This window comes from Gammaproteobacteria bacterium (genome assembly GCA_037388465.1).
In the GTDB taxonomy this organism is placed as follows: Bacteria; Pseudomonadota; Gammaproteobacteria; order SpSt-1174; family SpSt-1174; genus JARRKE01.
Genome location: JARRKE010000003.1, coordinates 33,523 through 60,323 on the forward strand (window position 1 = coordinate 33,523; position 26,801 = coordinate 60,323).

Annotated in this window: 22 protein-coding genes and 3 tRNA genes; 15 read left to right on the forward strand and 10 right to left on the reverse strand. The window is 63.8% G+C overall.

Annotated features, from left to right (window positions below; all coding sequences use genetic code 11):
- The first annotated feature begins 19 nt into the window (after positions 1-19).
- Complete coding sequence (locus tag P8Y64_01075; GenBank protein MEJ2059069.1) at positions 20-1,312, forward strand: adenylosuccinate synthase; 1,293 nt, start codon at positions 20-22, stop codon at positions 1,310-1,312.
- A gap of 98 nt (positions 1,313-1,410) precedes the next feature.
- Here P8Y64_01075 and P8Y64_01080 read toward each other — a convergent pair.
- A tRNA-Leu gene (locus tag P8Y64_01080) sits at positions 1,411-1,497 on the reverse strand.
- Between the two features lie 101 nt (positions 1,498-1,598).
- Between P8Y64_01080 and rnr the strand changes: the two genes are divergently transcribed.
- Positions 1,599-3,842 (forward strand): ribonuclease R, encoded by a 2,244-nt coding sequence (gene rnr / locus P8Y64_01085; GenBank protein ID MEJ2059070.1) that lies wholly within the window; start codon positions 1,599-1,601, stop codon positions 3,840-3,842.
- A 50-nt stretch (positions 3,843-3,892) separates the two neighbouring features.
- Here rnr and P8Y64_01090 read toward each other — a convergent pair whose 3' ends face one another.
- Positions 3,893-4,516 carry an arylesterase gene (locus tag P8Y64_01090; GenBank protein ID MEJ2059071.1) on the reverse strand — a complete coding sequence of 208 codons (624 nt, stop codon included), beginning with the start codon at positions 4,514-4,516 and terminating at the stop codon, positions 3,893-3,895.
- On the opposite strand from P8Y64_01090, the gene P8Y64_01095 reads away from it, so the two are divergent.
- The 3 genes from P8Y64_01095 to relA are packed head-to-tail and all read left to right on the forward strand — an operon-like array spanning position 4,515 to position 9,880.
- A complete protein-coding gene (locus P8Y64_01095) occupies positions 4,515-5,207 on the forward strand; it encodes an ABC transporter ATP-binding protein (protein ID MEJ2059072.1) in 693 nt (230 codons plus the stop codon). The two genes, P8Y64_01090 and P8Y64_01095, sit on opposite strands and share 2 nt — an antisense overlap.
- Entirely contained in the window at positions 5,204-7,699 is a 2,496-nt protein-coding gene (locus P8Y64_01100; GenBank protein ID MEJ2059073.1) for an FtsX-like permease family protein, read from the forward strand. Before P8Y64_01095 ends, P8Y64_01100 begins: the two co-directional genes overlap by 4 nt.
- Positions 7,700-7,723: 24 nt before the next feature.
- Positions 7,724-9,880: a GTP diphosphokinase gene (gene relA / locus P8Y64_01105; protein MEJ2059074.1), complete on the forward strand. Its 2,157-nt coding sequence runs from the start codon at positions 7,724-7,726 to the stop codon at positions 9,878-9,880.
- 7 nt (positions 9,881-9,887) lie between these two features.
- Here relA and P8Y64_01110 read toward each other — a convergent pair whose 3' ends face one another.
- Positions 9,888-10,385: a histidine phosphatase family protein gene (locus P8Y64_01110; GenBank protein ID MEJ2059075.1), complete on the reverse strand. Its 498-nt coding sequence runs from the start codon at positions 10,383-10,385 to the stop codon at positions 9,888-9,890.
- Positions 10,386-10,550: 165 nt separating this feature from the next.
- On the opposite strand from P8Y64_01110, the gene P8Y64_01115 reads away from it, so the two are divergent.
- Entirely contained in the window at positions 10,551-11,030 is a 480-nt protein-coding gene (locus P8Y64_01115) for a hypothetical protein (GenBank protein ID MEJ2059076.1), read from the forward strand.
- Positions 11,031-11,067: 37 nt separating this feature from the next.
- On the opposite strand, the gene P8Y64_01120 is transcribed toward P8Y64_01115, so the two are convergent.
- The gene (locus P8Y64_01120) at positions 11,068-11,553 is read right to left on the reverse strand and encodes a hypothetical protein (protein MEJ2059077.1); all 486 of its coding nucleotides are present in this window, start codon (positions 11,551-11,553) and stop codon (positions 11,068-11,070) included.
- 143 nt (positions 11,554-11,696) lie between these two features.
- Here P8Y64_01120 and P8Y64_01125 point away from each other — a divergent pair, with 143 nt between their 5' ends.
- The 4 genes from P8Y64_01125 to P8Y64_01140 are packed head-to-tail and all read left to right on the forward strand — an operon-like array spanning position 11,697 to position 13,797.
- A complete protein-coding gene (locus tag P8Y64_01125; GenBank protein ID MEJ2059078.1) occupies positions 11,697-12,050 on the forward strand; it encodes a metalloregulator ArsR/SmtB family transcription factor in 354 nt (117 codons plus the stop codon).
- Positions 12,051-12,089: 39 nt separating this feature from the next.
- Positions 12,090-12,530, forward strand: coding sequence for an ArsI/CadI family heavy metal resistance metalloenzyme (locus P8Y64_01130; protein ID MEJ2059079.1), 441 nt, complete (start codon positions 12,090-12,092; stop codon positions 12,528-12,530).
- A 26-nt stretch (positions 12,531-12,556) separates the two neighbouring features.
- Positions 12,557-13,510, forward strand: coding sequence for a permease (locus P8Y64_01135; protein MEJ2059080.1), 954 nt, complete (start codon positions 12,557-12,559; stop codon positions 13,508-13,510).
- Positions 13,511-13,563: 53 nt separating this feature from the next.
- Complete coding sequence (locus tag P8Y64_01140) at positions 13,564-13,797, forward strand: thioredoxin family protein (GenBank protein ID MEJ2059081.1); 234 nt, start codon at positions 13,564-13,566, stop codon at positions 13,795-13,797.
- A 76-nt stretch (positions 13,798-13,873) separates the two neighbouring features.
- On the opposite strand, the gene P8Y64_01145 is transcribed toward P8Y64_01140, so the two are convergent.
- A tRNA-Arg gene (locus P8Y64_01145) sits at positions 13,874-13,950 on the reverse strand.
- A 60-nt stretch (positions 13,951-14,010) separates the two neighbouring features.
- Between P8Y64_01145 and hisI the strand changes: the two genes are divergently transcribed.
- Positions 14,011-14,430, forward strand: coding sequence for a phosphoribosyl-AMP cyclohydrolase (gene hisI, locus P8Y64_01150; GenBank protein MEJ2059082.1), 420 nt, complete (start codon positions 14,011-14,013; stop codon positions 14,428-14,430).
- 347 nt (positions 14,431-14,777) lie between these two features.
- Positions 14,778-16,277 carry an alkaline phosphatase family protein gene (locus P8Y64_01155; protein MEJ2059083.1) on the forward strand — a complete coding sequence of 500 codons (1,500 nt, stop codon included), beginning with the start codon at positions 14,778-14,780 and terminating at the stop codon, positions 16,275-16,277.
- A 141-nt stretch (positions 16,278-16,418) separates the two neighbouring features.
- On the opposite strand, the gene P8Y64_01160 is transcribed toward P8Y64_01155, so the two are convergent.
- The 3 genes from P8Y64_01160 to glgB form a co-directional block, all read right to left on the reverse strand.
- A tRNA-Ala gene (locus P8Y64_01160) sits at positions 16,419-16,494 on the reverse strand.
- Between the two features lie 46 nt (positions 16,495-16,540).
- Positions 16,541-18,397 carry an EAL domain-containing protein gene (locus P8Y64_01165; protein ID MEJ2059084.1) on the reverse strand — a complete coding sequence of 619 codons (1,857 nt, stop codon included), beginning with the start codon at positions 18,395-18,397 and terminating at the stop codon, positions 16,541-16,543.
- A 151-nt stretch (positions 18,398-18,548) separates the two neighbouring features.
- Entirely contained in the window at positions 18,549-20,729 is a 2,181-nt protein-coding gene (gene glgB, locus P8Y64_01170) for a 1,4-alpha-glucan branching protein GlgB (protein ID MEJ2059085.1), read from the reverse strand.
- Between the two features lie 130 nt (positions 20,730-20,859).
- Between glgB and glgC the strand changes: the two genes are divergently transcribed.
- The 3 genes from glgC (at position 20,860) to malQ (ending at position 25,346) form a co-directional block, all read left to right on the forward strand.
- Complete coding sequence (glgC, locus tag P8Y64_01175) at positions 20,860-22,125, forward strand: glucose-1-phosphate adenylyltransferase (protein MEJ2059086.1); 1,266 nt, start codon at positions 20,860-20,862, stop codon at positions 22,123-22,125.
- The gene (locus P8Y64_01180; protein ID MEJ2059087.1) at positions 22,115-23,812 is read left to right on the forward strand and encodes a glycoside hydrolase family 57 protein; all 1,698 of its coding nucleotides are present in this window, start codon (positions 22,115-22,117) and stop codon (positions 23,810-23,812) included. The genes glgC and P8Y64_01180 overlap by 11 nt, the downstream gene beginning before the upstream one ends.
- Positions 23,813-23,879: 67 nt before the next feature.
- Positions 23,880-25,346, forward strand: coding sequence for a 4-alpha-glucanotransferase (gene malQ, locus P8Y64_01185; GenBank protein MEJ2059088.1), 1,467 nt, complete (start codon positions 23,880-23,882; stop codon positions 25,344-25,346).
- Here the strand turns inward: malQ and gluQRS are convergent.
- Positions 25,334-26,248, reverse strand: coding sequence for a tRNA glutamyl-Q(34) synthetase GluQRS (gene gluQRS / locus P8Y64_01190; GenBank protein MEJ2059089.1), 915 nt, complete (start codon positions 26,246-26,248; stop codon positions 25,334-25,336). The genes malQ and gluQRS overlap by 13 nt on opposite strands.
- 26 nt (positions 26,249-26,274) lie before the next feature.
- On the reverse strand, positions 26,275-26,724 hold the full coding sequence (dksA, locus tag P8Y64_01195) for an RNA polymerase-binding protein DksA (GenBank protein ID MEJ2059090.1): 450 nt from the start codon (positions 26,722-26,724) through the stop codon (positions 26,275-26,277).
- Positions 26,725-26,801: the final 77 nt, after the last annotated feature.

Below are 26,801 nucleotides of genomic sequence, written 5' to 3' on the forward strand. Positions count from 1 at the left end.
AGTTTTCAAAGCAAACGACATGGGTAAATTTCTCGTTATTCTCGGTTCCCAATGGGGCGATGAAGGCAAGGGCAAGATCGTCGACCTGTTCACTCAGGACTGTGCCGCCGTGGTCCGTTTCCAGGGCGGCCACAACGCCGGCCATACGCTGGTGATCGGCGAGGAAAAGACGGTCCTGCACCTGATTCCCTCCGGCATCCTGCACGAAGGCGTGGAATGCTTCATCGGCAACGGGGTGGTGTTGTCCCCCGATGCGCTGCTCACCGAGATGCGGCAGCTCGAGACGCGCGGCGTACCCGTGAAGGAGCGTCTGCGCATCTCCGAGGCATGTCAGCTGATCCTGCCGCACCACATCGCCCTGGACCATGCGCGTGAAGCGGCCCGCGGCGCTTCGGCCATCGGCACCACGGGACGCGGCATCGGACCCGCCTACGAAGACAAGGTTTCGCGTCGCGGCCTGCGCCTGTCCGACCTGTTCCATCGCGAACGCTTCGCCGCCAAGCTTGGCGAGGTGCTCGACTACCACAACTTCGTGCTCAAGAACTATTTCAAGGCCGACACCATCCCGTTCCAGAAAACGCTGGATGATGCGATGGCCGTGGCGGAGATCATCGAGCCGATGATCGAGGACGTGCCCCAGCGCCTCGCCGAGCTGCGGGCCGCCGACGCTAACGTACTTTTCGAAGGCGCACAGGGCACCCTGCTCGACATCGACCACGGCACCTATCCCTTCGTGACCTCGTCCAACACCACCGCGGGTGGTGCCTGCACCGGCTCCGGTGTGGGGCCGCTGCATCTGGACGGCGTCGTCGGCGTCACCAAGGCCTATACCACCCGGGTGGGTGCGGGACCGTTCCCGACCGAGCTGTTCGACGAAATGGGCGAACACCTGGCCAAGCGCGGCCACGAATTCGGTGCCACCACCGGCAGGGCGCGGCGCTGCGGCTGGTTCGATGCCGTCGCGCTGCGGCGTGCCATCCAGATCAACAGCATCACCAGCCTGTGCGTGACCAAACTGGACGTGCTGGACGGCCTGGATACACTGCGTTTGTGCGTCGGCTACCGCGGTGACGGCGAGGTGCTCAAGAGCGCGCCGATGGGCGCGGAGTCCTACGAGCGCATCGAGCCGGTCTACGAGGAACTGCCGGGCTGGAAGGAATCCACCGTCGGTGTTACGGAGTACGAGGCGCTGCCCGCCAATGCCCGGACTTACCTGAAACGGATCGAAGAGGTGACCGGGGCGCCGGTCGATCTGATTTCCACCGGACCGGTGCGCGATCAGAACGTGGTGCTGCGCAGGCCTTTCGGCTGAATCCTAATGTCGGGTCGCGCCAGGGACGGCGCAACCAGCCAAGCCGGTTAACGGCTTGGGCAAGAACCAGTATCCAGGGACGGGAACAAAACAGGAAATGGTGCCGAGGAGAGGACTTGAACCTCCACGGGGTTACCCCCACTAGCACCTGAAGCTAGCGCGTCTACCAATTCCGCCACCTCGGCAGGAGATCGGGCCGAAAGGCCCGGCTTCAGGGAGCGCGCAATTTACCCACTCAGCGCGGCAAAGTCAATCGCTTCCAGACCGCGCCGCAGAACAGAATTTTATGAGCCGCAAAAAAAGAACACCCCAGTTAAAGGACCCGCACTTCGAGCGCGAGGCCGCAAAATACGACCGTCCCATACCGAGCCGGGAAATGATCCTCGAGGTGCTGGGCGACAGCGAAGGCCCCCTGCGCTTCGACCTGTTGGCCGAGCGCCTGGGACTCGCCGAAGACGTGGACCGCGAGGCGCTCGGCAAGCGCGTGCGGGCCATGGTGCGCGATGGGCAGATCCTGGAAAACCGTCGCGGCGGTTATGTCCCCGTGACGCAGGCGGCGCTGGTCCGCGGCCGGGTGATCGGGCATCCGGACGGCTTCGGCTTCCTGGTGCCGGACAGCGGCGGCGACGACCTGTTTCTCTCACCGCGCCAGATGCGCTCGCTGTTTCACGGCGATCGCGCCGTGGCGCGCGTGGTCGGCGTGGACCGGCGCGGACGCCGCGAGGGCGCCGTCGTCGAGGTGCTGGAGCGCAATACCGAACAGGTCGTCGGGCGCTATTTCGAGGAACGCGGCATCGGGTTCGTGACGCCGGATAACCGCCGTCTGGCGCAGGACATCGTCATCCCGCCCGAGCAGCGCCAGGCCGCCCAGCCGGGACAGATCGTCATCGCCGACATCACCGAGCAGCCCACCAAGCACAGCCGTCCCATCGGGCGCATCGTGCAGATCCTCGGCGAGCACATGGCGCCGGGTATGGAAACCGAGGTGGCCATCCATTCCTACGGCCTGCCGGTGAAATGGCCCGACGGTGTGACCGAGGAGGCCGACCGGTTCGGTGCGCAGATCCGGCAGAGTGACCTGCCCGGCCGCGTTGACCTGCGCGGTTTCCCGCTGGTGACCATCGACGGTGAGGATGCCCGCGATTTCGATGACGCGGTGTACTGCGAGCCGCTGGAATCCGGCTTCAATCGGTTGATCGTCGCCATCGCCGACGTGGCTACCTATGTGAAGCCCGACTCGGCACTGGATGTGGAGGCGCGTCAGCGCGGCAACTCGGTGTATTTCCCCGAGCGGGTGATCCCGATGCTGCCGGAGGTGCTCTCCAACGGCCTGTGTTCGCTGAATCCCGAGGTCGAGCGACTGTGCATGATCGCCGACATGGTCATCGACCCGGACGGGAATATCGCCCGCTATGCCTTCCACGAGGGCGTGATGCGTTCCGTGGCGCGACTGACCTATAACGAGGTGTCCCAGATCGTCGAGCACCGCGATCCGGAGGCGCGCAACCGGCGCGCCGGGATCGTCCGCCACCTCGACGACCTGTATCACGTCTACAAGGTGCTGCGCGCTTCCCGCGAGCAGCGCGGCGCCATCGATTTCGATACCCAGGAAACGCGCATCGTCTTCGGGCCCGAGCGTAAGATCGAGCGTATCGTGCCCACCGTGCGCAATCAGGCCCACATGCTGATCGAGGAGTGCATGATCGCCGCCAACGTGGCGGCCGCGCGTTTCCTCAAACAGCATCGCATGCCGACGCTTTACCGGGTGCACGAAGGTCCGCCGGCCGACAAGATCGAGGACCTGCGCAGCTTCCTGGGCGAAGTGGGGCTGTCGCTGGGCGGTGGCGACGAGCCGGAGCCGCTGGATTATGCGCGCCTGATCAAGCGCATCCAGGGACGTGCCGACTTCCAGCTTATTCAACAGGTCTTGTTGCGTTCGCTGTCCCAGGCGGTGTACAGCCCCAAGCAGGTAGGGCACTTCGGTCTGGCGCACGAGGATTACGTGCACTTCACCTCGCCGATCCGCCGCTATCCGGATCTGATCGTGCATCGTGCCATCAAGCATGCGCTCAAGGGACGCCGGCCCGAACAGTTCGTCTACAGTGAGGCCGACCTGGAAGGGCTGGGCGAACATTGTTCGATGACGGAGCGGCGCGCCGACGAAGCGACGCGGGACGTCGCCGACTGGCTCAAGACCGAGTACATGCAGGACAAGCTGGGCGAGACCTTCGACGGCATTATCAATACCGTGACCTCGTTCGGCCTGTTCGTCGAGCTGAAGGACATTTACGTCGAGGGGCTGGTGCACGTCACGTCGCTGCCGCACGACTACTACCAGTTCGACCCCACGCACCATCGCATGCGCGGTGAGCGCAGCGGCCGTACCTATCGGGTTGGCGACAGCATCCGGGTGACGGTGGCGCGGGTGAATCTCGACGAACGCAAGATCGATTTCGTCCCGGCCGAGCAGGAAACCGCCAAACGCAGCGGTGGGCCCAAGCGGAGCGCGCGCCGGCGCCGCCGGCGCTGAGCCTGATTTTGACGCCCTATCGGGCCGTGTGAGTAGACAATAACGACCTGTCAGGGTTTCAGCCAGGGTGCCAGCTGCCGCCAGACGTTGTCCAGCAGTCTGGGTTGGGCCTTGGGCAGCGGATGAATGCCGTCCTCCTGCATCAGGCTGCGATCCTTGGCCACGCCGGCCAGCAGGTGCGGGACGAGTTTCGCGCCGGTAGCCTTGGCCACCTGCGGATAAATGCGTTCGAATTGCCGGGTGTAGGTCTCGCCGTAATTGGGCGGCAGCCGCACGCCGATCAGCAGTACCCGGGCGCCTTGTTTCTGGGCCAGGCGGATCAGGCGCTCCAGGTTGTCCCGCATGTCGCTCAGCGGCAACGCCCGCAGGCCGTCGTTGCCGCCCAGTTCAATGATCACGATCGAAGGCCGGCTGCGTGCCAGCTCGGCGGGCAACCGGCTCAGGGCGCCCGCCGTGGTGTCGCCGCTGATGCTGGCGTTGACGACCCGCCACGGCAGGCCGTCGCGTTTGATCCGCTGCGCGAGCAGGTGTACCCAACCGTCCTCGCGTGGGATACCGTAGGCGGCACTGAGACTGTCGCCCACCACCAGCAGGGTGCGGGTCGGCGCAGCCTGGGCGGTGCCGAAGGCGACAACGGGCAGCAGGCAAAACAGGAGCAACAGGACGCGTTTCATGAACAAAGACTCCATGGAATCCGTACTCGAGGTCAAGGGGCTGGCCAAGTCCGTGGTGGGACCTGCGGGAAGCCTGACGATTCTCAAGCAGGTTGACCTGACGGTGTGCGCCGGTGAGGCGGTGGCCATTCTCGGCGCTTCAGGCTCGGGCAAGTCGACCTTGCTCGGTCTGCTCGCCGGACTGGATGAGCCGACCGACGGCGAGGTCTGTTTGTTCGGGCGCACGTTTTCCTCGCTGGACGAAGACGCCCGCGCCACCTTGCGGGCCGGTCAGGTCGGATTCGTTTTCCAGTCCTTTCAGTTGCTGCCCCGCCTCACCGCGCTGGAGAACGTGATGCTGGCGATGGAACTGGCCGGGCAGATTGGCGACGCGCGCGCGCGGGCCGAGCAGACCCTGTCCGAGGTGGGGCTGGGGGAACGCCTGGGCCATTATCCGCGTCAGCTGTCCGGTGGCGAGCAGCAGCGGGTCGCCCTGGCGCGGGCCTTCGCCGTTCAGCCCCGCATCTTGTTTGCGGACGAACCCACCGGCAATCTGGACGAGCGCACGGGCGCCCAGGTCATCGACCTCATGTTCCGCATGCGCGAGGCGCACGACGCCAGCCTGGTGCTGGTGACGCATGATCCATCCCTGGCCGGACGTTGCGAACGGCGCCTGCGCCTCGAGGAAGGCGTACTGAAGGAGGTGCCGTGAGACGGTTGCTGCGTCTCGTGCTGCGCGATCTGCGCCGCGATCTCGCCACGCCCGACCTGCGGTTGATGGTGCTGGCGGTGGTGATCGCCGTGGGGGCGGTGAGTGCGGTCGGTTTTTTCAGCGACCGGGTCAACCAGGCCATGCGCCTGCAGGGCGCCGAATTGCTGGCCGCCGATCTCGTGGTGAGCGGCCCGGCTGCGGCGGCTCCCGCATTCGCCGATCAGGCCCGTGAGCTGGGATTGCGGGTCGCACACCTGATCACCTTCCCCAGCGTGGTGCTGGGTCCCCAACGCCCCGTGCTGGTGGAGGTGAAGTCGGCCAGTGATGCTTATCCGCTGCGGGGCAAGCTGCGCATCAGTGAAACCGCTTACGGCCCCGAGACGGCGGTGCAGGCCATCCCGGCACCGGGCAGCGTCTGGGTGGAGCCCCGTTTGCTCACCACCCTGGGCCTCAAGGTGGGGGATACCCTGAGCCTGGGACGCACACATTTTCGAATCACCCGCGCCCTGCGCTACGAACCCGACCGCAGCGGTAACCTGTTCGCACTGGCGCCGCAGGTGTTGCTCAATGCCGCCGATCTGCAGGCCACCGGTCTGCTCACCCCGGCAAGCCGCGCGCACTTCCGTCTGCTGGTCGCGGGCAAACCCGCCGCGGTGCGGGATTTTCGCGCCTGGGTCAAACCCCGTCTGCAACCGGGCGAGCGGCTGCTCGGACTCAAGGACGCACGTCCGGAGATGCGTCAGGCCCTGGAGCGGGCGGGGCGGTTTCTCAATCTGGCCGCCTTGCTGGCGGTGCTGCTCGGCGGTGCGGCGGTGGCGGTGACGGCGCGCCAGTTCGCCGAACGCGAGGCCGACGCCACGGCCATTTTGCGCACTTTGGGTGCCACGCGGCGGACCGTGCTGGCGCTGATGACGTTAAGGCTCACGGGCCTGGGGGTGCTGGCCAGCGCCGCAGGCGCGGTGCTGGGCTATGTCGCGCAACTTGTGCTGGCGGATACGCTTTCCCGCTGGTTCACCGACAGCCTGCCGGCGCCCGGCGCCTGGCCGTGGCTGACGGCGCTGGCCACCGGCTTGCTCATGCTGCTCGGCTTCGCGCTGCCCAGCGTGCTGCGTCTGGGCCGGGTGTCGCCGCTGCGGGTACTGCGTAACGAACTCGGCGGCATCTCGGCTTCCAGTTGGGCGGTGCTGCTCGCCGCGCTCGGCACCATGAGTGCACTGCTCGCCTGGCAGGTGGCGGATGCCGCGCTGGTGAAGTGGGCCATACTGGGCATGCTCGCGGCCCTGGCCGTGCTGTGGCTGGCGGCCCAGGTCCTGTTGCGCGGCGTCGAATGGGGGCTGCGCGGGCTGGGCCTGCGCTGGCGGTTCGCCGTCTCGCGTCTGGCCCGTGCGCGCGGCCTGGGCGGCGTGCAGCTGACCGCCCTGGGAGTGGGGCTTGCCGCGCTGCTGCTCCTGACCCTGGTGCGCAACGACCTGCTGGCGGGCTGGCAGCACAGCCTGCCAGCCAAGGCGCCGAATCAGTTTTTGATCAACATTCAGCCGCGGGACGTCGACGCCCTCAAGGCCTTTTTCAAGTCGCAGAGCCTGACGGCGCCCAAGATCTATCCCATGATCCGCGGGCGCTATATTTCGCACAACGGCAGACCGGTGCATCCCGACGCCTTCGGGGATGCGCGCGCCCGGCGTCTGGCGGAGCGAGAGTTCAATCTGTCCTGGACGGCGGAGCCCGCGCCGGACAATCACGTCATCGCCGGTCAATGGTGGTCGGACACGCAATCCGACCCGCGGCAGTTTTCGGTCGAGGAGGGTCTGGCCAAGACGCTCGGTATCAAGCTGGGCGACACGCTTACCTTCGAGGTGGCGGGCGTTCCGGTCAGCGGGCGGGTCACGAGTCTGCGCCAGGTGCAATGGGATTCCTTCCGGGTGAATTTCTTCGTGGTGGCGCCGCCCGGTTTGCTGCAGGACTATCCGGCCACCTGGATCACCAGTTTCTATCTGCCGCCGCAACACGACGAACTGCTCAACAAGCTGGTCAGCCGTTTCCCGAGCGTAACGGTGCTCGACGTGCGCGCGCTCATCAGCCAGGTACGCAGCATCATGGACCAGGCGAGCCGGGCTGTGCAGTTCGTGTTTTTGTTCACCCTGCTCGCGGGGCTGCTGGTGCTGATCGCGGCGCTGAACGCCACGCGCAGTGAACGCCGCCAGGAGATCGCCCTGCAGCGCGCGCTCGGGGCGCGCCGCCGCGTGGTGTTGCTGGGTGCCCTGCTGGAGTTCGGGACCCTGGGCGTGCTGGCCGGTGTGATGGCCTCCGCTGCCGCGACGGTGCTCGGCTACGTGCTGGCGCGACAGGTGTTCGAATTCGATTACGTTGCTGACCCCCGTTTATGGCTCGTTGGTTTGACCGGCGGGGTGGTTGGCGCCCTTGCCGTGGGCTATTGGGGTACGCAGCGGGTGCTGCGCCTGACGCCGTTGAGCGTGCTCCGCTCGGGCTCCTGAGCGGCGACCACGTATAATCGCGTTATGCGACACAGCCGTCATCACACGACCAGTCCCGGTGACGCGGCCACCGTCATCGCGCCGGACCGTTACCTCGCCGATCCCGAGGCGAGGCCGCTGGTCGAACGCGCCCTGGCGCTGTTGCAGGAATACGCGGACCAGGACGAAACCCGTCCGCGCAGCATTCAGGTGGCTGACCTGCTGATCGACCTGGGTGCAGACCAGACGACGCTGCTCACCGCCCTGCTCAGTGATCCGCGCCTGCGCGACCGGCTGCCGGACGATGCCATCCAGCAGGAGTTCGGCGATACCATCGCCGGCCTGGTGCGCAACGTCAATTGGCTGAACACCTTCCGCGAATGCCGCGAGGACAGCTTCCAGGCGCCGGAGCAGGCCGAGCATCTGCGCCGCATGCTGCTGGCGATGGTGGACGACGTGCGCGCGGTGCTGATCAAGCTCGGCTACCGCGTGATCCGGCTGCGCATCCTGCCGCGCCAGTCCTATGAGACCCGACGCTGCATCGCCCGCGAAACGCTGGACATCTATGCGCCGCTGGCCAACCGCCTCGGTCTCGGTCAGCTCAAATGGGAACTGGAGGATCTCGCCTTCCGCTATCTCGAACCCCAAGTCTACAAGCGGCTGGCCAAGTCGCTGGAAGAGAACCGGGTCGGGCGCGAGCGTTACATCCAGGACTTTATCGGACGCCTGAAGGCTGCGCTCACGACGGAGGGCATCGAGGCGCAGGTGCTGGGGCGGCCCAAGCACATCTACAGCATCTGGAAAAAGATGCAGCGCAAGCACCTCAACTTCGAGGAGTTGTACGACATTCGCGCGGTGCGCGTCATCACCGACAAGATCGCCGGCTGTTATACCGCACTCGGTGTCGTGCACAGCCTGTGGACGCATATCCCCAAGGAATTCGACGATTACATCGCCCATCCCAAGGAGAACGGCTATCAGTCCCTGCACACCGCGGTGGTCGGTCCCCAGGGCAAGGTGGTCGAGGTGCAGATTCGCACGCCCGAGATGCACGAGTTCGCCGAACACGGTGTGGCTGCGCACTGGCGATACAAGGAAGGGGGCAAGCAGGATCAGGCCCTGGACCGCGCCATCAACTCGTTGCGCCATCTGCTCGAACACCGCGACGACGACGCCGAGCTGCTGGAAAGTTTCCACACCGAGCTGTTCACGGACCGGGTGTTCGTGCTCACGCCGCGCGGTGACGTGATCGATATGCCGCAGGGCTCCACGCCACTCGATTTCGCCTACGCGATCCACACCGACGTGGGCAATCGCTGCCGGGGCGCCAAGGTCAACGGCCGCATCGTGCCGCTGACCTATCAACTGCACAACGGCGAGCAGGTGGAGGTACTTACCGGCAAGCAGGCCTCACCCAGCCGCGACTGGTACAACCCCGGCTCGGGTTATCTGAACACGGCCCGGGCCCGGCAGAAGGTGCGCCACTGGTTCTCCCAGCAGGACCGCGAGCGCAACCTGGCGGACGGGCGTGCCCTGCTGGAACGGGAGTGCAGCCGCTTCGGGGTGACGGCTCCCGACCTGCCCGCATTGCAGCGCCGGTTTCACGCCCAAAGCGAAGAGGAATTGCTGCTGGCGCTGGGGCGCGGGGATATCAGCCAGGCCCAGCTGGCCACGGCATTGCAGCCGGTCGAGGCGCCGCGTCTGGTGCCGGCCGCCCCCAAGCGCCCGTCACGCAAAAAGCCCAAGGGCAAGGGCGTTCAGGTGCGCGGCGTCGGCAACCTGCTGGTGCAGTTTGCGCGCTGCTGCAAGCCGGTGCCTGGCGATCCCATCGTCGGCTTCATCACGCGCGGCAAGGGTGTGACCATCCACCGCCAGGATTGCCCGAACATCCTCAAGATGCCGGAGGAGAAGCGCAACCGGCTGATCGAGGTCGACTGGGGCGGCGCGGCGCAGACCTATACTGCCGATCTGCATATCGAGGCCTTCGACCGTCAGGGACTGCTGCGCGACATCACGGCCGTGCTGTCCAACGAAAAGGTCAACGTGATGTCGGCCAATACCCGCACCAACGCGGACGACCAGATGGTGGTGATGGATCTCAATGTCGAGATCGAGGACAGCGTGCAGTTGTCGCGGGTGCTTGCCCGCATCGCCCAGCTGCCCAATGTCCTCACCGCGCAGCGCCGGCACCTTGCCGGCTGAGTGCGGTTCAGTCGGCTTTGCGTTTGGGATAGTCGAATCGCACCAGTCGGGCACAGCCCGGTGAGGCCTCCGGCCAGGCGCCAATGTCCAGCGTCATGTCCAGAAACCCGCAGGTCGGCACATTGTCGATGGCCATGCCGCACAGCCGGTTGCCGAGCAGGGTAAAGCCGGGGTTGTGCCCCACCATCAACACCCGTTCCGCCTCACCGGGGCATTCGCGAACGACCTGCAGCAGGGTGTCCGGATCGGCCTCGTAAATGGTGTCCACCCAGGTAATCGCCTGTCCGTCGAAGGGGAAGGTTTCGGCGAGCAGGGCGAGCGTCTCGCGCACGCGTTGCGCAGGGCTGGCCAGGACGAGGTCGAAGTTGTATCCATGTTTTTTCAGCCGCCGGCCCATTTCGGGGGCGTCATGGCGACCGCGTTTGTTCAGGGGGCGTTCGAAATCGCTTTGCCCGGGATCGTCCCAGCTCGATTTGGCATGGCGCAGCAGGGCGAGGTGTTTCATGTCCGTGTCTTTACCTGTTGTACAACGCGTTTTGCGTCTTCGCTGGTGAGTTTACTCGCCCGGGTGGGGCGATGCAGAAGCGGAACGTCCCGAAGCACCGCAGTGTCAAATGGACGTCGTAGGGAGGATTTCGGTCCACGTATTTCACTATTCCAAGGGGGGTACATGAAAATCACATCATCCTTATATGCCGTACTGGTGGGAGGGGTTTTACTGGGTTCGGCGCTCAGCCAGGCCGATGCCGATACCGGCGGGTATGCCATGGGTCCGGGCATGATGGGGCAAAACCCGGCGGCAGGGACGACCGGTTCGTCGGACAGCGAGCCGCCGACGCTGAACGAGGCCAATGCACGAAAACTGGCCGGCTATATCCAGGCCCAGGGACTGCGCTGCATGCAATGCCATTCGGTTGACGACGGCGGCTTCGGCCCCAATTTCCTGAGCATCGCGGCGAATTACGAGGGTAACGCCGAGGCCGGGAAGATCCTCCAGGAGCGCATCGTCCGTGGCATCGGGCGCATGCCGGGCGGGTTTGCGTCGCCCTCCCAGGCCGAAAAACTGGCAACCCTGATCATCGATTTAACCGCCAAGCCCGAGCGCAAAAAAATCACCCCGCCGGGGGATTTCCGGCGGGGTGGTCACTAGGCCGTCGTCTCGCGGACGCGAGGCAGGTCAGGCTTTGTTACAGGGCGTCCTCGTGAACCACGGGGATGCATTCGACGCGCAGGCGCTCGGCCAGCGCCGCTTTTTGCCGGCGGGTGAGCCAGGTCAGGAGCAGGTGTTTGGGGTCCTGCGGATCGGGCTCGATCGGATGATGAGGATTGTCGGTGATCTGCCGGATCATGGTCGCGATTCTCGCCGCCTGCTCGAAATCCTGATAGCGGATGCGCACGGGTTTTAGCGTGGCGGGTGCCGGCCGCTCCGGCTTGGGTGCCCTGATCAGCACGAAGGAGGCCATGAACCCGGCCACCCAGCCCAGAACGAAGGCAGGCCAGGGGGCTTCGATGTGAAGTGCCGGATTACTGGCGACCACGATGCCGAGGCCGGCCAGCAGCCCCAGCATGCGGTGATAGAAGGGCGCGCGTCCGTTGTCGACGCGGGAAATGATCAGGATGGTCAGCGCGCTCAGGACCAGGGCGGCGGCAAAGACGACAATATCCAGGTTCACAGGGACTGCTTCCTCGGTGGCGATTTCGGGTATGTAAATCCAAATAGTCACAAACTGCAAGTGGACTTTGTTTATACAGTTCTAATATTCTCATCCTGAAATATACGCTTGCGGTTATATAACTGAAGGCGTATATTCTGCGCATGGTCGATCCCTCCGTATTGTTCAAGGCGCTTGCCGATATGACGCGGCTGCGTTCCCTGGTGCTCCTGCAGCAGGAAGGGGAGCTGTGCGTTTGCGAGCTGATTTATGCATTGGGCGGAATCGCGCAGCCGAAGCTGTCCAAGCATCTTGCCGTGTTGCGCGAGGCCGGTCTGGTTCAGGTCAGGCGCGAGGGGCTGTGGGTGTTCTACCACATCGCGCCGCAACTGCCCGGTTGGATAGCGGAGGTCCTGCAAAAAACCGGGGCGGGGTTGGCGGAACAGGAGCCCTACCGGTCGGATCGCACCACGCTTCATGCCATGGTCGATCGGCCACGCTCGAGTTGCTGTGCCTGAGTACGTGTTTTCAGAACTATTCCCCAAAGGAGAAACCCGATGAGCAAGTTTCATATTCACATTGCGGTCGAAGACCTGCAGCAGAACGTCACCTTCTATTCGGCGGTTTTCGGTTGCGAGCCGAGCGTGCTCAAGGATGACTACGCCAAATGGGCCCTGGAGGACCCGCGGCTCAATTTCGCCATTTCCACCCGCGGCAGCAAGCCGGGGCTGGACCATGTCGGTTTGCAGGCAGAGAACGACGCCGAACTGAGCGCGATGCAGTCGCGCCTCGAGGCCGCCGGCATCAAGGGGCTGACCCAGAAAGGTACGACCTGCTGCTACGCCCAATCGGACAAGTACTGGACGGTCGATCCCCAGGGAATCGCCTGGGAGTCGTTCCACAGTCTGGGCGAGGCGCCGGTATTCGGCGAACAGCCCAGTAATGCCGAGGAAGGTTCCGCGTGCTGCACGCCTGACCTTGGCGGTTGCTGCGGTTAAGTTCCGCAGCGGGATAAAAGATCGCGATGTTCGAGGCGCTGGCAAACCTGTTGATTTACCGCTGGGCCGGTCTGGATCCCGATACCCACCTGGGGGCGGCGCTGCATTTCTTCGTCCAGGACACGGCGAAAATATTCTTTTTGCTGTTCGCCGTGATCTACGTGATGGGGCTGCTGCGCGCCATGCTGTCTCCAGAACGGGTCAGGGATTACGTACGCGGCCGGCCCACCTGGCTGGCACGGGCGTTCGCCGTCGGCCTGGGCGCCTTTACGCCGTTTTGTTCGTGTTCGTCGGTGCCGTTGTTCATCGGATTCGTGGAGGCCGGCATACCGCTGGGTGTGACCTTCTCGTTTCTGATCGCCAGCCCGATGATCAACGAAGTGGCGGCGGTGCTCCTGGTCGGCATACTGGGTTGGAAGCTTGCCGCCCTTTATGTTCTGGCGGGGCTGGTGGTGGCCTGGTTCGGCGGCATCCTGATGGCGCGGTTCAGGCCCGAGCGCTGGGTCGAAGACTATGTCTGGAACATCCAGATGGGGCAGGTGGAGCGTACCGCGCCCGACACCAGCCTGTTGGGTCGCCACCGCTACGCCTGGCATGAAGTCAGGGAGATCGTCGGGCGTATCTGGAAGTGGGTGCTGGCCGGGATTGCCCTGGGGGCCCTGTTTCACGGTTACGTGCCGGCCGAATGGGTGGTCCGTCATCTGGGCGGGCACAACTGGCTGGCGGTCCCCATGGCGGTGCTCGTCGGGGTGCCGTTGTACTCCAACGCGACCGGCGTGATTCCCGTCGCCCAGGCATTACTGGGCAAGGGGGTTGCTGTAGGCACCACGCTGGCGCTGATGATGAGCGTGGCGGCCTTGTCGCTGCCCGAAATGCTGATCCTGCGCAAGGTGATCCGATGGCCCGCGCTGGCGTTGTACGCGGCGGTGCTGGCGGTCTCGTTCATGTTCGTTGGCTGGGGGTTCAACGCCCTGACCTGAGCCGGCGGCAATCTCCAATTTGCGACAGGTTGAATGAGTTAAGAGGACGAACGATGAAACACGTTAAGGTATTGGGCAGCGGTTGTGCGAACTGCAAGGCCACGGCCAAATTGATCGAGGAGGTGGCCAGGGCCGCCGGGACCGAGATCGAGGTCGAAAAGGTCGAGGACGTCGCGGACATCATGCGTTACGGCGTCATGTCGACGCCGGGTGTCGTCATCGACGACAAGGTGGTGCATGCGGGCGGCGTGCCGGATCGGCGGGTGGTCGAGCAGTGGTTCAGTTGAACTGAGACTGTCGGGCGGGTAGGGTGCATGCCCTTCCCGAACCGGTTTGCATCAGCTGCGATACGCCGGAAGGAAATGGTGCCCCGGACAGGATTCGAACCTGTGACCTTCCCCTTAGGAGGGGGACGCGCTATCCAGCTGTGCCACCGGGGCATTGGATGCGGGAATTATACACACATCGCATTGCGGCATTTCCGCGCAGGACCAGGGTAAATGAGCGAGCAATCAAATCAAGCCGGGACGGTCGCTTGGGAGGCATTCCGGGAGCGGATCAAGTTCGATGACCAGGGCCTGATTCCCGCCATCGCGCAGCAGCACGATACCGGCGAGGTGCTCATGATGGCCTGGATGAATCGCGAGTCGCTGGACGAAACGCTCGACACGGGCCGGGTATGTTACTGGTCGCGTTCGCGCGGACGGCTGTGGCGCAAAGGTGAAACGTCCGGCCAGGTTCAGCGCCTGGTGGAACTGCGTGTGGATTGCGATGCCGACACGCTGCTGCTGCTGGTCGACCAGACCGGACCGGCCTGTCACACGGGGCGGCGCAGCTGTTTTTATCATGCGGTCCGCGACGGACAGGTTGAGATCATCAGCGAGCCCCTGATCGATCCCGACGAACTGTACTCGAGCTGAGTTCCATCGGGACGAGCGGGTGAGGGGCGCCTTCTAGGCAGTCCAGGTGGGAAAAGTCTGGTGCCGCAACGATGCAGCGAGACCGTCGGCTCCGGCTGCGAAGCGCACAATAATGATGGATTACCCGTGCGGCGGTTAGGGCTTTAACCAAAAGTTCAGCAAATATTCAAACCAGCCTCATATGCAGGTCACGGGGCAGGAATAGGGTTCTCGACTCCATCTACACGTCCTCGAGGAGGATCAACATGGAGTTGAAAAAACCCCTGAGTGCTGTTCGTAACGCGCTGTGTATTGCCACTGTATGCGGCACCGTGCTGGCCCCTGCTGCCTGGGCCAGCAGCGCGGATATGCAAACGAATACGCCCATCAAGCATGTGGTTGTCATTTTCCAGGAAAACGTTTCTTTCGATCATTACTTCGCCACCTATCCCCACGCGAAAAACCCGGCCGGCGCGCCGCGTTTCGTGGCCCGCAAGGGAACGCCCGAGGTCAACGGCCTCAACGCGACCCTGCTGAATCACAACCCCAACAGCGCCAATCCGGAGCGTCTGGGACGTGACGAGGCTCTGACCTGCGACCAGGACCATCACTACGGCGACGAGCAGCGTGCGTTCGACGGCGGCCTGATGGACAAGTTCGTGGAATACACCAATCGTGAATCCTGCAGCTCACCGGAGATCAGCAAGCCCGGCCTGGTGATGGACTACTACGACGGCAATACGGTGACGGCGTTGTGGAACTACGCCCAGCACTTCGCCATGAGCGACAACTCGTTCGACACCACCTTCGGTCCTTCCACGCCCGGCGCGCTGAACCTGGTGTCCGGCCAGACCTGGGGTGCGATCTCGACCGAGCCGGCCACCGACACCTACGGTGTGGTGAGCCCGGACGCGAACGGCGTCGGCACGGTGATCAACGATCCCAATCCCACCTATGACGACTGCTCGAGCAGCAAGTACCCGACCGTGTCCATGATCGACAGCGACAAGAACGTCGGCAATCTGCTCAACGCCAAGGGCATCACCTGGGGCTGGTTCGAAGGCGGTTTCCGTCCCACCAGCCGGGACGCCAACGGCAAGGCGGTGTGCGGTGCGACCCATACCAACATCGGCGGCGCCACGGTGACCGACTACATCCCGCACCACGAGCCCTTCCAGTACTACAAGTCCACCTCGAATCCCCATCACCTGCCGCCGAGCTCGGTGGCCATGATCGGGCGTCAGGATCAGGCGAACCATCAGTACGACCTGAAGGACTTCTGGGCCGCGGTGGACGCGGGCAACCTGCCGGCGGTCAGCTTCCTGAAGGCCTCCGGGTATCAGGACGGACATGCGGGTTATTCCGATCCGCTGGACGAGCAGACCTTCCTGGTGCAGACCATCAACCGCCTGCAGAAGTCCAAGGACTGGAAGAGCACCGCCGTCATCATCGCCTATGACGACTCCGACGGCTGGTACGACCACGTGATGGGTCCGATCGTGAATCAGTCCAGTGATCCGGCCAACGATGCCCTGACTGACAGCAGCTGCGGTACCGCTGCCGCCGGTGCGCATCAGGATCGCTGCGGTTACGGTCCGCGCCTGCCGCTGCTGGTGATCTCGCCCTGGGCGAAGCAGAACTACGTCGATCACAGCGTGACCGACCAGTCGTCCATTCTGCGTTTCATCGAGGACAACTGGGGCCTGGGCCGTATCGATCAGTCCTTCGACCAGAAGGCCGGCTCGCTGATGGGCATGTTCGACTTCGCACATCGTCACGGCCATGACCGTCGTCTGCTGCTGGATCCGACCACCGGTCAGCCTCAGCGGCTGTCGTGGTACGGCGACCACGACGGTTACGGTATGTAAGCCGTTTGGCTTGAAACGGTTGTAAGCTCGAGGGCCTGATCCCGCCCGGGATCAGGCCTTTTTTTGTGGCGACGGGGCGTGGGCAAAAAATAAGCCGGCATCGAGCCGGCTTATTTCGGGTGCTGAAAATACCAGGAAATTTGGTGGAGCGGAGGAGGATCGAACTCCCGACCTTCGCATTGCGAACGCGACGCTCTCCCAGCTGAGCTACCGCCCCATTCGAGACCGCGCATTCTATCCCGAGACGCGCAGTCTGTCACGAGTCAATAAAACCGGTCCAGCGAAACGCCCGGCAGGGACAGGCTGGGCTTGCCCACCGCATAGCCCTGCGCGTAGTCCACGCCCAGCTGTTTGAGCAGGCTCAGGGCGTCTTCGTCCTCGACCATCTCGGCGATGGTTTTGAGATCCAGGGCGCGGGCGGCATCGACCATGGCGCGTACCAGGGACTGGTCCACCGGCTTGTCGGTCAGATGGCGGATGAAGGAGCCGTCGATCTTGACCTCGTTGAAGGGCAGCTCGCGCAGATAGCAGAAGGTGTTGTAGCCGGAGCCGAAATCGTCCAGCGCAAAGCCGCAGCCCAGCGCCTTGAGCCGTTTGACCATGGTGACCGTTTGCTGAAAATCGCTGCTCGGCGCGGTCTCGGTGATCTCGAAGGTCAGGCGGGCGGGGTCGATCCCGCTGCGCTGAATCCGGCCCTCGATGTGGCTGAGCAGGGAGGGGTCTTCCGGTGCATGTCCGGAGAGGTTGACGCAAAAGCGCACCGCCGGGTCCATTTCGCTCAGGATATCGATGGCCTTGCCGCTCACCCATTTGTCGATGCTGTGGATCATCCCGGCGGCCTCGGCGGCCTTGATGAATTCGGCCGGGGAATGCAGTTGGCCGCTGCCGTCGAGCATGCGTACCAGCACCTCGTAGCGTTGCCCCGGCTCGCCCTGCAGCGGGACGATGGGCTGGAACATCAGGCGAAAACGGTTTTCCGTCAGCGCCAGGCGAATGCGGTTGGCCCAGTAGGCCTGCTTGCGCAGGGAGTCGATTTCGCTGTTGAGGGGGTTATAGAGATAGACCGCGTTGCGCCCCTGCCGTTTGGCGGTGCGAAAGGCCTGGTTGGCGCGATTGAGGATGTCCTCGGGGCGTTCGGATTCGCCCGCCTCGATCATGGTCAGGCCCAGGCTGGCCGTGCACTGGTAAGGGAGCTCGCCGAATTCGATCTGGTGGCGTTCGATGACCTCGCGGATTTCCTGCGCCAGGAGCTGGCCGATTTGTATGTCGGCATCGTGGCGCAATACCGCGAATTCGTCCGCACCGATGCGGCAAACCGTGTCGGTGGGCTGGCAGAGTTTGCGGATCTCGTGGCTGATCTCGATCAGCAGCCGGTCGCCGGCCTGATAGCCCTCGGCCATGTTGATGAGCCGGAACTGGTCGATATCGATGCTGATCAGGGCGGCGGTATGCTGATGCTGATTGGCGGCGCGTATGGCGGCTTCGATCTCCTCGTCCAGGCGGCGACGGTTGAACAGGCCGGTCAGCTCGTCGTGCCAGACCAGATAGCCGAGTTGGCGTTCCATGCTGTTGAGTTCGCGGATCTGGTTTTCGAGCTGCATCTCGCGCTGATCGGCGAGGTCGTGTTCATGTTTGAGATTCAGCGCCAGGAAGACCCGCGACATGAGCTCGGCGCGTCGCAGCGGATGAAACAGGACATCCGCCGTGCCGGAGGCACGCGCCTCGGTGAGGGTGTCGAAATCCTCTTCGTCCTGATCGGCCACGATCATGACCGGGATGTTCTTCCAGCGATGGTCCGTGCGCAGGTTGTGCAGCAGCTGCTGCCGGTAAGAGGCGGTTTCACCCAGATTGCAGATGATCAGATCAAAGTTGAGCCTGTCCAGAACGACCAGCGCATCGTGCAGGGAATCGCAGTACTCCACGTTCAGAAAGCCGATGTCGTGCAGCAGCGGGGTGACCGGCGCACCGGCCTGTTCGGTCTGCTCCAGGACCAGAATGGGCATGCGTAGCAGATCGGCCGTGGTTGCCATGGCGGGCGTTGCAGGGCCGGCATCGGCAATGGTGTGCGCCGCGGCGTCCCCCTCCCTGGGGGCGGTTGGGTAATCCCGGTCAGTGGTCATGGTGTAACGTCGATTGGGGCCTATGCACCGGTCGATAGGTCAAAAAATATACAATTGTAAGCTGATTAGCGGCCGAAAGGGACAAAACTTGAGTCCTCGCGCACCAAAAAGGCGCGCGAGGACGGTTTGAAGCGGGAATTTTTTTAGGGCGTCAGCCGCGCTGGGGGCGCAGCACGATGGCGCCGAGGGGCGGCAGGTGCAGATTCAGGGAACAGGGGCGCCCCATCCAGCTGATGTCTTCGCTGTGCAGCGCGCCCGCGTTGCCGACGTTGCTCCCGCCGTAGAATTCGGAATCCGAATTGAAGATTTCCTCATAGATTCCGGCCTGGGGGACGCCGACCCGGTAGTTGTGGCGCGGTACGGGGGTGAAATTCAGGATCACGATGATGAGCTCGTCGCCGTTGCGGCGCAGATAGCTCAGGATGGACTGCGACGCATCGTGGCAGTCGATCCATTCGAAGCCCTGCCATTCGAAGTCGTAATGATAAAGCGCCGCATGTTCGCGGTAGACATGGTTCAGGTCGCGCACGCAGGTCTGCACGCCCTGATGGAAGGGATACTGGAGCACGTACCAGTCCAGGTTGTGTTCGGCGCTCCACTCGCTGCCCTGGCCGAATTCGCAGCCCATGAACAGCAGTTTCTTGCCGGGATAGGTGAACTGATAGGTGTACAGCAGGCGCAGGTTGGCGAAACGCTGCCATTCGTCGCCGGGCATGCGGTACAGCAGCGAGCGTTTGCCGTGCACCACCTCGTCGTGGGAGAAGGGCAGCACGAAATTTTCGGTAAAGGCGTACAGCAGCCCGAAGGTGAGCTCGTCGTGATGGTAATGGCGGTAGATCGGGTCCATCTTGAAGTATTCCAGGGTGTCGTGCATCCACCCCATGTTCCACTTGGATGAGAAGCCCAGTCCGCCCAGCGCCGGCGGGCGCGTCACCTGCGGCCAGGCGGTGGATTCCTCGGCCACGATCTGCACCCCGATGTGGCGGCCCTGCACCGAACCGTTGAGTTCGCGCAGGAAATCGATGGCCTCCAGGTTCTCGCGTCCGCCGAACTTGTTGGGCAGCCAGTCGCCCGCCTCGCGCGAGTAGTCGAGGTAGAGCATGGAGGCCACAGCATCCACGCGCAGGCCGTCGATATGGAATTCCTCCACCCAGTACATGGCGCTGGAGATCAGGAAATTGCGCACCTCGTTGCGGCCGTAATTGAAGATCAGCGTGCCCCAGTCGCGGTGCTCGCCGCGGCGCGGGTCCTCGTGCTCGTAAAGGGCCGTGCCGTCGTAGCGGGCGAGGGCGAAGGCGTCCTTGGGGAAGTGCCCCGGCGCCCAGTCGAGCAGCACGCCGATGCCGTTGCGATGGCAGTGGTCGACGAAGTAGCGGAAGTCGTCCGGGGCGCCGTAACGGCTGGTGGGGGCGTAGTAGCCCGTGGTCTGGTATCCCCAGGAGGCGTCCAGGGGATGTTCGGTCACCGGCAGCAGTTCGATATGGGTGAACCCCATATCCTTCACGTAATCGACCAGCCGGTGGGCCAGCTCGCGATAGTCCAGGAAATTGCCGTATTCGTCACGCTGCCAGGAGCCCAGGTGCACCTCGTAGATGGACATCGGCGCATGCAGCCAGTCATTGCGGATACGTCCCTCGATCCAGTCGGCGTCGCGCCATTCGTAACCGTTGTCCTCGGCCACGATGCAGGCGGTCTGCGGACGCAGTTCGAAGCGTTGGGCATAGGGGTCGGTCTTGACCAGCACGTCGCCCGTGTAGCGATTGCGGATCTCGAACTTGTACAGGGCGCCGACGGACAGACCGGGGATGAACAGTTCCCACACGCCGCTGCCGCCGCGGGCACGCATGGGATGGCGCCGGCCGTCCCAGCGGTTGAAATCGCCGATCACGCTGACGCGTTCCGCATTTGGTGCCCAGACCGAAAACAGCACCCCGTCGATGCCCTCGAAGCTGTGCAGGTGCGCGCCCAGGAAGCGATAGGCGTGCTGGTGCTTGCCTTCCCCGAACAGGTGCAGATCGAAGTCGCTGAGCTGCGGGGGAAGGCAGTAGGGGTCCACCGCCTCGTGCCGGGTGCCGTGGTCGTCCGTCCACTGCAGGCGATAGGGCGTCGGAACGGCGTCTTCCGACCCGTGCCATTCGAAAAAATCGCTGCCCGGCACCCGCTCCAGCGCTGCGTCTGGTTCCGCCAGGCTTACCGACTGGACGTAGGGCAGGTAGGCCCGGATCACGGTCCGGCCGCCCTCGACATGCTTGCCCAGCACGTTGAAGGGATCGTGATGACGCGCTTCGATAATGGGGGTCAGGCGGTCGTCCAGCTCGTTTTGCAGGGGCATGCCGTTGTCCTGGGAACCAAAAGGATAGAAAGGGTCATTGTATGAAAGGATTGGGGGTCGCGCGACGCACGCGTTCAGTTATCATAACGGCAAGCGGAAGGTCACCACCAACTTTTCCGGGGGTTCACGTATGCAGGATCAGACACAACGTTTCGTCAGCCGCCTCACTCGTGAAACCCTGGCGCTGATTCTGGCTGGCGGACGCGGTTCCCGACTCAAGCAACTGACCATGTGGCGGGCCAAACCGGCCGTGCCCTTCGGTGGCAAGTTCCGCATCATCGATTTCCCGCTTTCCAACTGCATCAACTCCGGGATTCGCCAGATTGGCATTCTCACCCAGTACAAGGCGCATTCGCTGATCCAGCATATCCAGCGCGGTTGGGGATTCCTGCGCGGCGAATTCGGCGAGTTCGTCGAGATCCTGCCCGCGCAGCAGCGCATCGAGACCTCCTGGTACATGGGTACAGCCGACGCGGTGTACCAGAACCTGGACATCATCCGTCTACACCGCCCGGAATACGTGCTGGTGCTGGCCGGCGATCATATCTACAAGATGGACTACGGCGAAATGATCGCCTTTCACGTCGACAGTGACGCCGATATGACAGTGGCCTGCCTGGAGGTAAGCCTGGAGGAAGCCAAGTCGTTCGGCGTCATGCGCGCGGACGAGTCGGGCCAGGTGCGTGAATTTCAGGAAAAGCCCGACGACCCCAAGCCCATTCCCGGCCGCAGCGACCTCGCCCTGGCCAGCATGGGCATTTACGTCTTCAATCGGGATTTTCTGTACGAGCAGCTGATCAAGGACGCGGACCAGCCGGGCTCGAGCCACGATTTCGGCAAGGACATCATTCCTTCGGTCATCGACAGCTACAAGGTCGTGGCCTATCCCTACCGTGAACGCGAGACGGGTGCGCAGGCCTACTGGCGCGATGTGGGTACGATCGATTCCTACTGGAAGGCCAACCTCGAGCTGATCGGGATCACGCCCGAACTCAACCTCTACGACGAGGTGTGGCCGATCTGGACCTATCAGGAGCAGTTGCCGCCGGCCAAGTTCATATTCGACGACGACGACCGGCGCGGCATGGCGGTGGATTCCATGGTCTCAGGGGGCTGCATCATCTCGGGCGCGCTGGTGCGGCATTCGCTGCTGTTTTCCAACGTCAGGGTCCATGCCCACGCGATGCTGGAGGACTCGGTGGTGCTGCCCAACGTGGAGATTGGCGAAAAGGCGCGTATCCGCAAGGCAGTGCTCGACAAGGGCTGCGTCATCCCGCCCGGCACCGTGATCGGTGAAGACCCGGAGGAGGACGCCAAGCGGTTCTATGTCTCACCGGGCGGGGTCGTGCTGGTCACGCCGGAAATGCTTGGAGTCAGTCGCCATCATGTCCGTTGAACAACGTCTCAAGGTGGTGCTGTGCTGGCACATGCACCAGCCACAGTACCGGCTGCAGGATGAGTACGCGCTGCCGTGGACCTACCTGCATGCCACCAAGGATTACGTCGATATGGCGGCGCATCTCGAAGCGGATCCCGAGGCGCGGGCCGTAGTCAACTTCGCGCCGATCCTGCTGGAGCAGATCGACGACTATGCGCATCAGGTCCGTGATCATCTGGAGCATGGCAGCCCGTTGCGCGACCCGCTTTTGTCCGCGCTGGTCGCCGAGCAGCTTCCCACCGACCCGAAGGCGCGCTTCGAACTGGCGGAGACCTGCCTGAAGGCCAACCGGCATCGCCTGATCGATCCCTTCCCGCGTTACCGGCTGCTTGCCGACCTGATCGCCTGGGTGCGCGAGCACCCGGCGGCCTGCGAGTATCTGAACGACGCCGTCCTGGGTGACCTGCTGGTCTGGTATCACCTGGCCTGGATAGGCGAGACCGTGCGCCGTAACGACATGCGTGTCCGGCGCCTGCTCGAAAAGCAGGGCGGCTATACGCTGGAGGACCGGCGCAGCCTGTTGGGGGTGATGAGTGAACTGCTCAGCGGGTTGATCCCGCGCTACCGGGTGCTGGCGGAACTGGGGCGTGTCGAGTTGTCGATGACGCCGTATGCGCATCCCATCATGCCCTTGCTGCTCGATATCGGCTCGACCCTGGAGGCGATGCCGGAAGCACCGCTGCCCGATCTGGAGCGTTATCCGGGGGGCGAGGACAGGGTGCGCTGGCATCTGCAGCGCGGCATCGAGGTCTTCGAGCGCCACTTCGGCATCCGTCCCCGCGGTTGCTGGCCCTCCGAGGGCAGCGTCAGCGCATCGACCCTGAAGCTGCTCGGCGAACAGGGATTCAACTGGACGGCGAGCGGCGAAACCGTGCTGTCCAACAGCCTGCGCCGTTCCGGCCTCAAGGCGGATGTCGCCGACAAGTCCTGGCTGTACCGCTGCTACCAGATGGACAATGAGGGCGTCGCCTGCTTTTTCCGCGACGACGGACTGTCGGACGCCATCGGGTTCGAATACCGCGACTGGCATGCCGACCATGCCGTCGCAAATCTCGTTCATCACCTAGAAAACATCGCCAAACGCACCAACGGGCGGGGTGTGGTGTCGATTGTCCTAGACGGCGAGAATGCCTGGGAGTATTACCCCAACAACGGCTATTACTTCCTGTCGGCCCTGTATCCGGCGCTTGCCGCCAACCCCCTGCTGGAACTGACGACGTACAGCCGGGTCCTTGAGGATGCGGCCTGCCTGCCGTTGCCGCGGATGGTGGCCGGCAGCTGGGTCTATGGCTCCTTCTCCACCTGGATCGGCGAACCCGACAAGAACCGTGGCTGGGAGATGCTGGGCGAGGCCAAGCAGGCCTTCGATCGCGCGGTCGCGGAAGGCCGCCTGACGGGAGAGGCGCTGCATGCGGCCGAGGATCAGCTCGCGATCTGCGAGGGCTCCGACTGGTGCTGGTGGTTCGGCGACTACAACCCTTCGGGTTCGGTAAGCGATTTCGAGTCACTTTATCGTCGCCATCTGACCCTGCTTTATGAGATGCTCGGCGAACCTGCGCCGGATTACCTGCAACACCGGTTTACGCATGGTGGCGGCGAACCGGCTGCGGGGGGAACGATGCGCCACGGGCAGCAGCCCAATTGAGGAGTTTTTGTCGGTGAGCCGGTCACACGTACAGACGACTACCGAAACCCCAAGCAGCAAGCACGGCATGCCGCAAACGGCGAAACCCACCGGTTGTGAGTTCCCTCTCGATCGCCGCCGTGCCGGCATCCTCCTGCATCCCACCTCTTTGCCAAGCGGCACGCTGGGCAAGGATGCCTACCGGTTTCTGGACTTTCTCGACCATGCGGGGCTCCGGGTCTGGCAGGTCCTGCCCATGGGGCCCACCCATGAGGATGGTTCCCCCTATCTGGCCTTATCGGCGATGGCCGGCGATCCGGGCTTCATCGATCTGGATATCCTGCGTGAACAGGGATGGTTGAACGATGACGAATACCCGGATCACATCCATGCGCTGCACGCCGCACGCGCCGGATTCATCGCCAACGCCGATGAGGCGCATCGGGCCGCCTATCGGGCGTTTCTCGACGCCAACGCCGAATGGCTGGACGACTACGTCCTGTTCATGGCCCTGCGCCAGGAGCAGGGCAATCGCCCCTGGTGGGAATGGCTGCCCGAATTGCGCGAACGTGAGCCGCGGGCGCTGAAGCAGGCGCGCAAGCGGCTGAGCGAGGTTATGGAGCAGCTTCGCTTCGAGCAGTTTTTGTTCTCTTCGCAATGGCATGCCCTGAAGGCGGAGGCCAATGCGCGGGGCATTCTGCTGTTCGGCGACATGCCCATTTTCGTGTCCCACGACAGCGCCGCCGTCTGGACGGTGCCCGAGGTCTTCGACCTGGATGAGCATGGCCATGCGCGACACGTGGCCGGCGTGCCGCCGGATTATTTTTCCGCCACCGGGCAGCGCTGGGGGAATCCGATCTTCGACTGGGAGGCGATGCGCAAGGACGATTTCGCCTGGTGGAAGCGGCGCATGGGCAAGATGCTCGAGCTGTACGACTTCATCCGTGTCGACCATTTCCGCGGCTTCGAGGCCTTCTGGTCGATCCCGGCCGAGGAGGAGACCGCCATGGGCGGTCACTGGGTCAAGGCGCCCGGCAAGGAACTCTTCGAGGAATTCGAAAAGGTCTTCGGCCGCCTGCCGGTGGTCGCCGAGGATCTCGGCATCATCACGCCCGAGGTGGAGGCCCTGCGGGATGCGTTTCATCTGCCGGGCATGAAGATTCTGCAATTCGCCTTCGACGGCTCGCCCGACAATCCCTATCTGCCGGCGCATCACACGCCGAACAGCGTGGTGTATACCGGCACGCACGACAACGATACGACGCTCGGCTGGTTCCAGTCGCTGGGCGAGGGCACGCGTCAGAACGTCCTGCAAACCCTGCATTGCCGGGCAGAGGACATGCCCTGGGCGTTGATCGAGGTGAGCATGCAGTCGCCCGCCTGCCTGGCCGTCGTGCCGCTGCAGGACTTTCTGGCGCTGGATGGCACACACCGGCTCAATACGCCGGGCACCAATAACGGCAGCAACTGGCGTTGGAAGTTCGACTGGTCCCAGTTTCCCGCCGACCTGGCCGAACGGATCTGCAAACTGCTGGCGGCCACTCAGCGGGTCTGAGCCGTTTCCGAGCGGGGTATGGCCGCCACCTTCCAGTGGGCGATAGCCCATTCCCAGATCGTCTCCAGCGACTCCTCACCCAGTCCCGGGGGCGGGTGCTGCCCCAGAAAGGTCAACGCCGCCATCAGCGCCGGCCCGGGTCTGGAAGGGTCCAGCGCGGTGGCGCCCGTCTGCTTGCTGAGCTTCTCGCCGGCGGCGTTCCGCGCCAGCGGTACATGCAGGTAGTCCGGGGTGGGATAGTCCAGCAACTGCTGGAGCAGGATCTGGCGCGGGGTGGAGAACAGCAGGTCCGCGCCGCGTACGACCTCGGTTACGCCCTGCAGGGCGTCATCCACGACGACCGCAAGCTGATAGGCCGTCAGACCGTCCGCCCGCTGGACGACGAAGTCCCCGACCTCGGTTTCGACCCGCTGCGTGACCGCACCGTATACGGTGTCCGCGAAGGTGATCAGCCGGTCGTCGGTAAAAAGGCGCAGGGCGCGCGCCTTGCGTCCCGAGGGCGGTTTGCCGCGGCAGGTCCCCGGATAAACGGGGCCTTCCTCGCCCTGCCTTGCGATGGCGGCGATTTCCTTGCGGGTACAGCTGCAGGCGTAGAGCCGCTCGTCGCGAAGCAGCGTCTGCAGGGCCTCGTCGTAACAGGATTGACGCCGGCTTTGGTACAGGACTTCACCGTCCCATTCGAAGCCGTAGCGTTCCAGGGTCTTCAGGATCTGGACATCCGCCCCGGGGATTTCCCGGGGCGGATCCAGGTCTTCGATACGGACCAGCCACTGGCCGTCCCGGCTGCGGGCCTGCAGGTAGCTGGCCAGGGCCGCGATCAGGGAGCCGAGATGCAGCGGGCCGGTGGGGGAGGGCGCGAAGCGGCCGACGTAGTCCTGGGTGGCGATGGATTGGCCGGCCATGCGGAGCGCGGCCCGAGGGGGATCCCTCAGGCCATCTGCTTTTCCTTGATCTCCTGCAGGGTCTTGCAGTCGATGCAGAGGGTGGCGGTGGGACGGGCCTCGAGGCGGCGAACGCCGATCTCGACGCCGCAGGCCTCGCAGTAGCCGTAATCGCCCGCATCCAGGTCGTCCAGCGACTGGCTGATCTTCTTGATCAGCTTGCGTTCACGGTCGCGCGCCCGCAGTTCCAGGGAGAATTCTTCTTCCTGCGTGGCCCGGTCGGCCGGGTCCGCGAAGTTGGCGGCCTCTTCCTTCATGTGGTCGACCGTTTTGTCCACCTCTTCCATGAGCTCCTTTTTCCACGATTCCAAAATGTGGCGGAAATGCGCCTTCATCCCGTCGCTCATGTAGGGTTCTCCCTTCTTGAGCTTGTACGGCTTGAAGTCGGTGAAGGACATGGCCTCCGGCTTCTTGGCAGGAGTCTTGGGGGTGGCCATTGAGACGTCTCCTTACGGTAAAAGGCGGCTTTAGTAGCAAATCTCGGGGGGTACTGCAAGCAGAATCGTCAACTGGC

Coding starts and splice junctions, on each gene's coding strand:
- malQ (MEJ2059088.1), top strand. CDS start 23,880: ATGCCGCAAACGGCGAAACCCACCGGTTGTGAGTTCCCTCTCGATCGC.
- relA (MEJ2059074.1), top strand. CDS start 7,724: ATGCGACACAGCCGTCATCACACGACCAGTCCCGGTGACGCGGCCACC.
- P8Y64_01180 (MEJ2059087.1), top strand. CDS start 22,115: ATGTCCGTTGAACAACGTCTCAAGGTGGTGCTGTGCTGGCACATGCAC.
- gluQRS (MEJ2059089.1), bottom strand. CDS start 26,248: ATGGCCGGCCAATCCATCGCCACCCAGGACTACGTCGGCCGCTTCGCG.
- P8Y64_01165 (MEJ2059084.1), bottom strand. CDS start 18,397: ATGACCACTGACCGGGATTACCCAACCGCCCCCAGGGAGGGGGACGCC.
- P8Y64_01115 (MEJ2059076.1), top strand. CDS start 10,551: ATGAAAATCACATCATCCTTATATGCCGTACTGGTGGGAGGGGTTTTA.
- P8Y64_01075 (MEJ2059069.1), top strand. CDS start 20: ATGGGTAAATTTCTCGTTATTCTCGGTTCCCAATGGGGCGATGAAGGC.
- rnr (MEJ2059070.1), top strand. CDS start 1,599: ATGAGCCGCAAAAAAAGAACACCCCAGTTAAAGGACCCGCACTTCGAG.
- hisI (MEJ2059082.1), top strand. CDS start 14,011: ATGAGCGAGCAATCAAATCAAGCCGGGACGGTCGCTTGGGAGGCATTC.
- P8Y64_01135 (MEJ2059080.1), top strand. CDS start 12,557: ATGTTCGAGGCGCTGGCAAACCTGTTGATTTACCGCTGGGCCGGTCTG.
- dksA (MEJ2059090.1), bottom strand. CDS start 26,724: ATGGCCACCCCCAAGACTCCTGCCAAGAAGCCGGAGGCCATGTCCTTC.
- glgC (MEJ2059086.1), top strand. CDS start 20,860: ATGCAGGATCAGACACAACGTTTCGTCAGCCGCCTCACTCGTGAAACC.
- P8Y64_01140 (MEJ2059081.1), top strand. CDS start 13,564: ATGAAACACGTTAAGGTATTGGGCAGCGGTTGTGCGAACTGCAAGGCC.
- P8Y64_01155 (MEJ2059083.1), top strand. CDS start 14,778: ATGCAAACGAATACGCCCATCAAGCATGTGGTTGTCATTTTCCAGGAA.
- P8Y64_01130 (MEJ2059079.1), top strand. CDS start 12,090: ATGAGCAAGTTTCATATTCACATTGCGGTCGAAGACCTGCAGCAGAAC.
- P8Y64_01125 (MEJ2059078.1), top strand. CDS start 11,697: ATGGTCGATCCCTCCGTATTGTTCAAGGCGCTTGCCGATATGACGCGG.
- P8Y64_01110 (MEJ2059075.1), bottom strand. CDS start 10,385: ATGAAACACCTCGCCCTGCTGCGCCATGCCAAATCGAGCTGGGACGAT.
- P8Y64_01095 (MEJ2059072.1), top strand. CDS start 4,515: ATGAACAAAGACTCCATGGAATCCGTACTCGAGGTCAAGGGGCTGGCC.
- P8Y64_01090 (MEJ2059071.1), bottom strand. CDS start 4,516: ATGAAACGCGTCCTGTTGCTCCTGTTTTGCCTGCTGCCCGTTGTCGCC.
- glgB (MEJ2059085.1), bottom strand. CDS start 20,729: ATGCCCCTGCAAAACGAGCTGGACGACCGCCTGACCCCCATTATCGAA.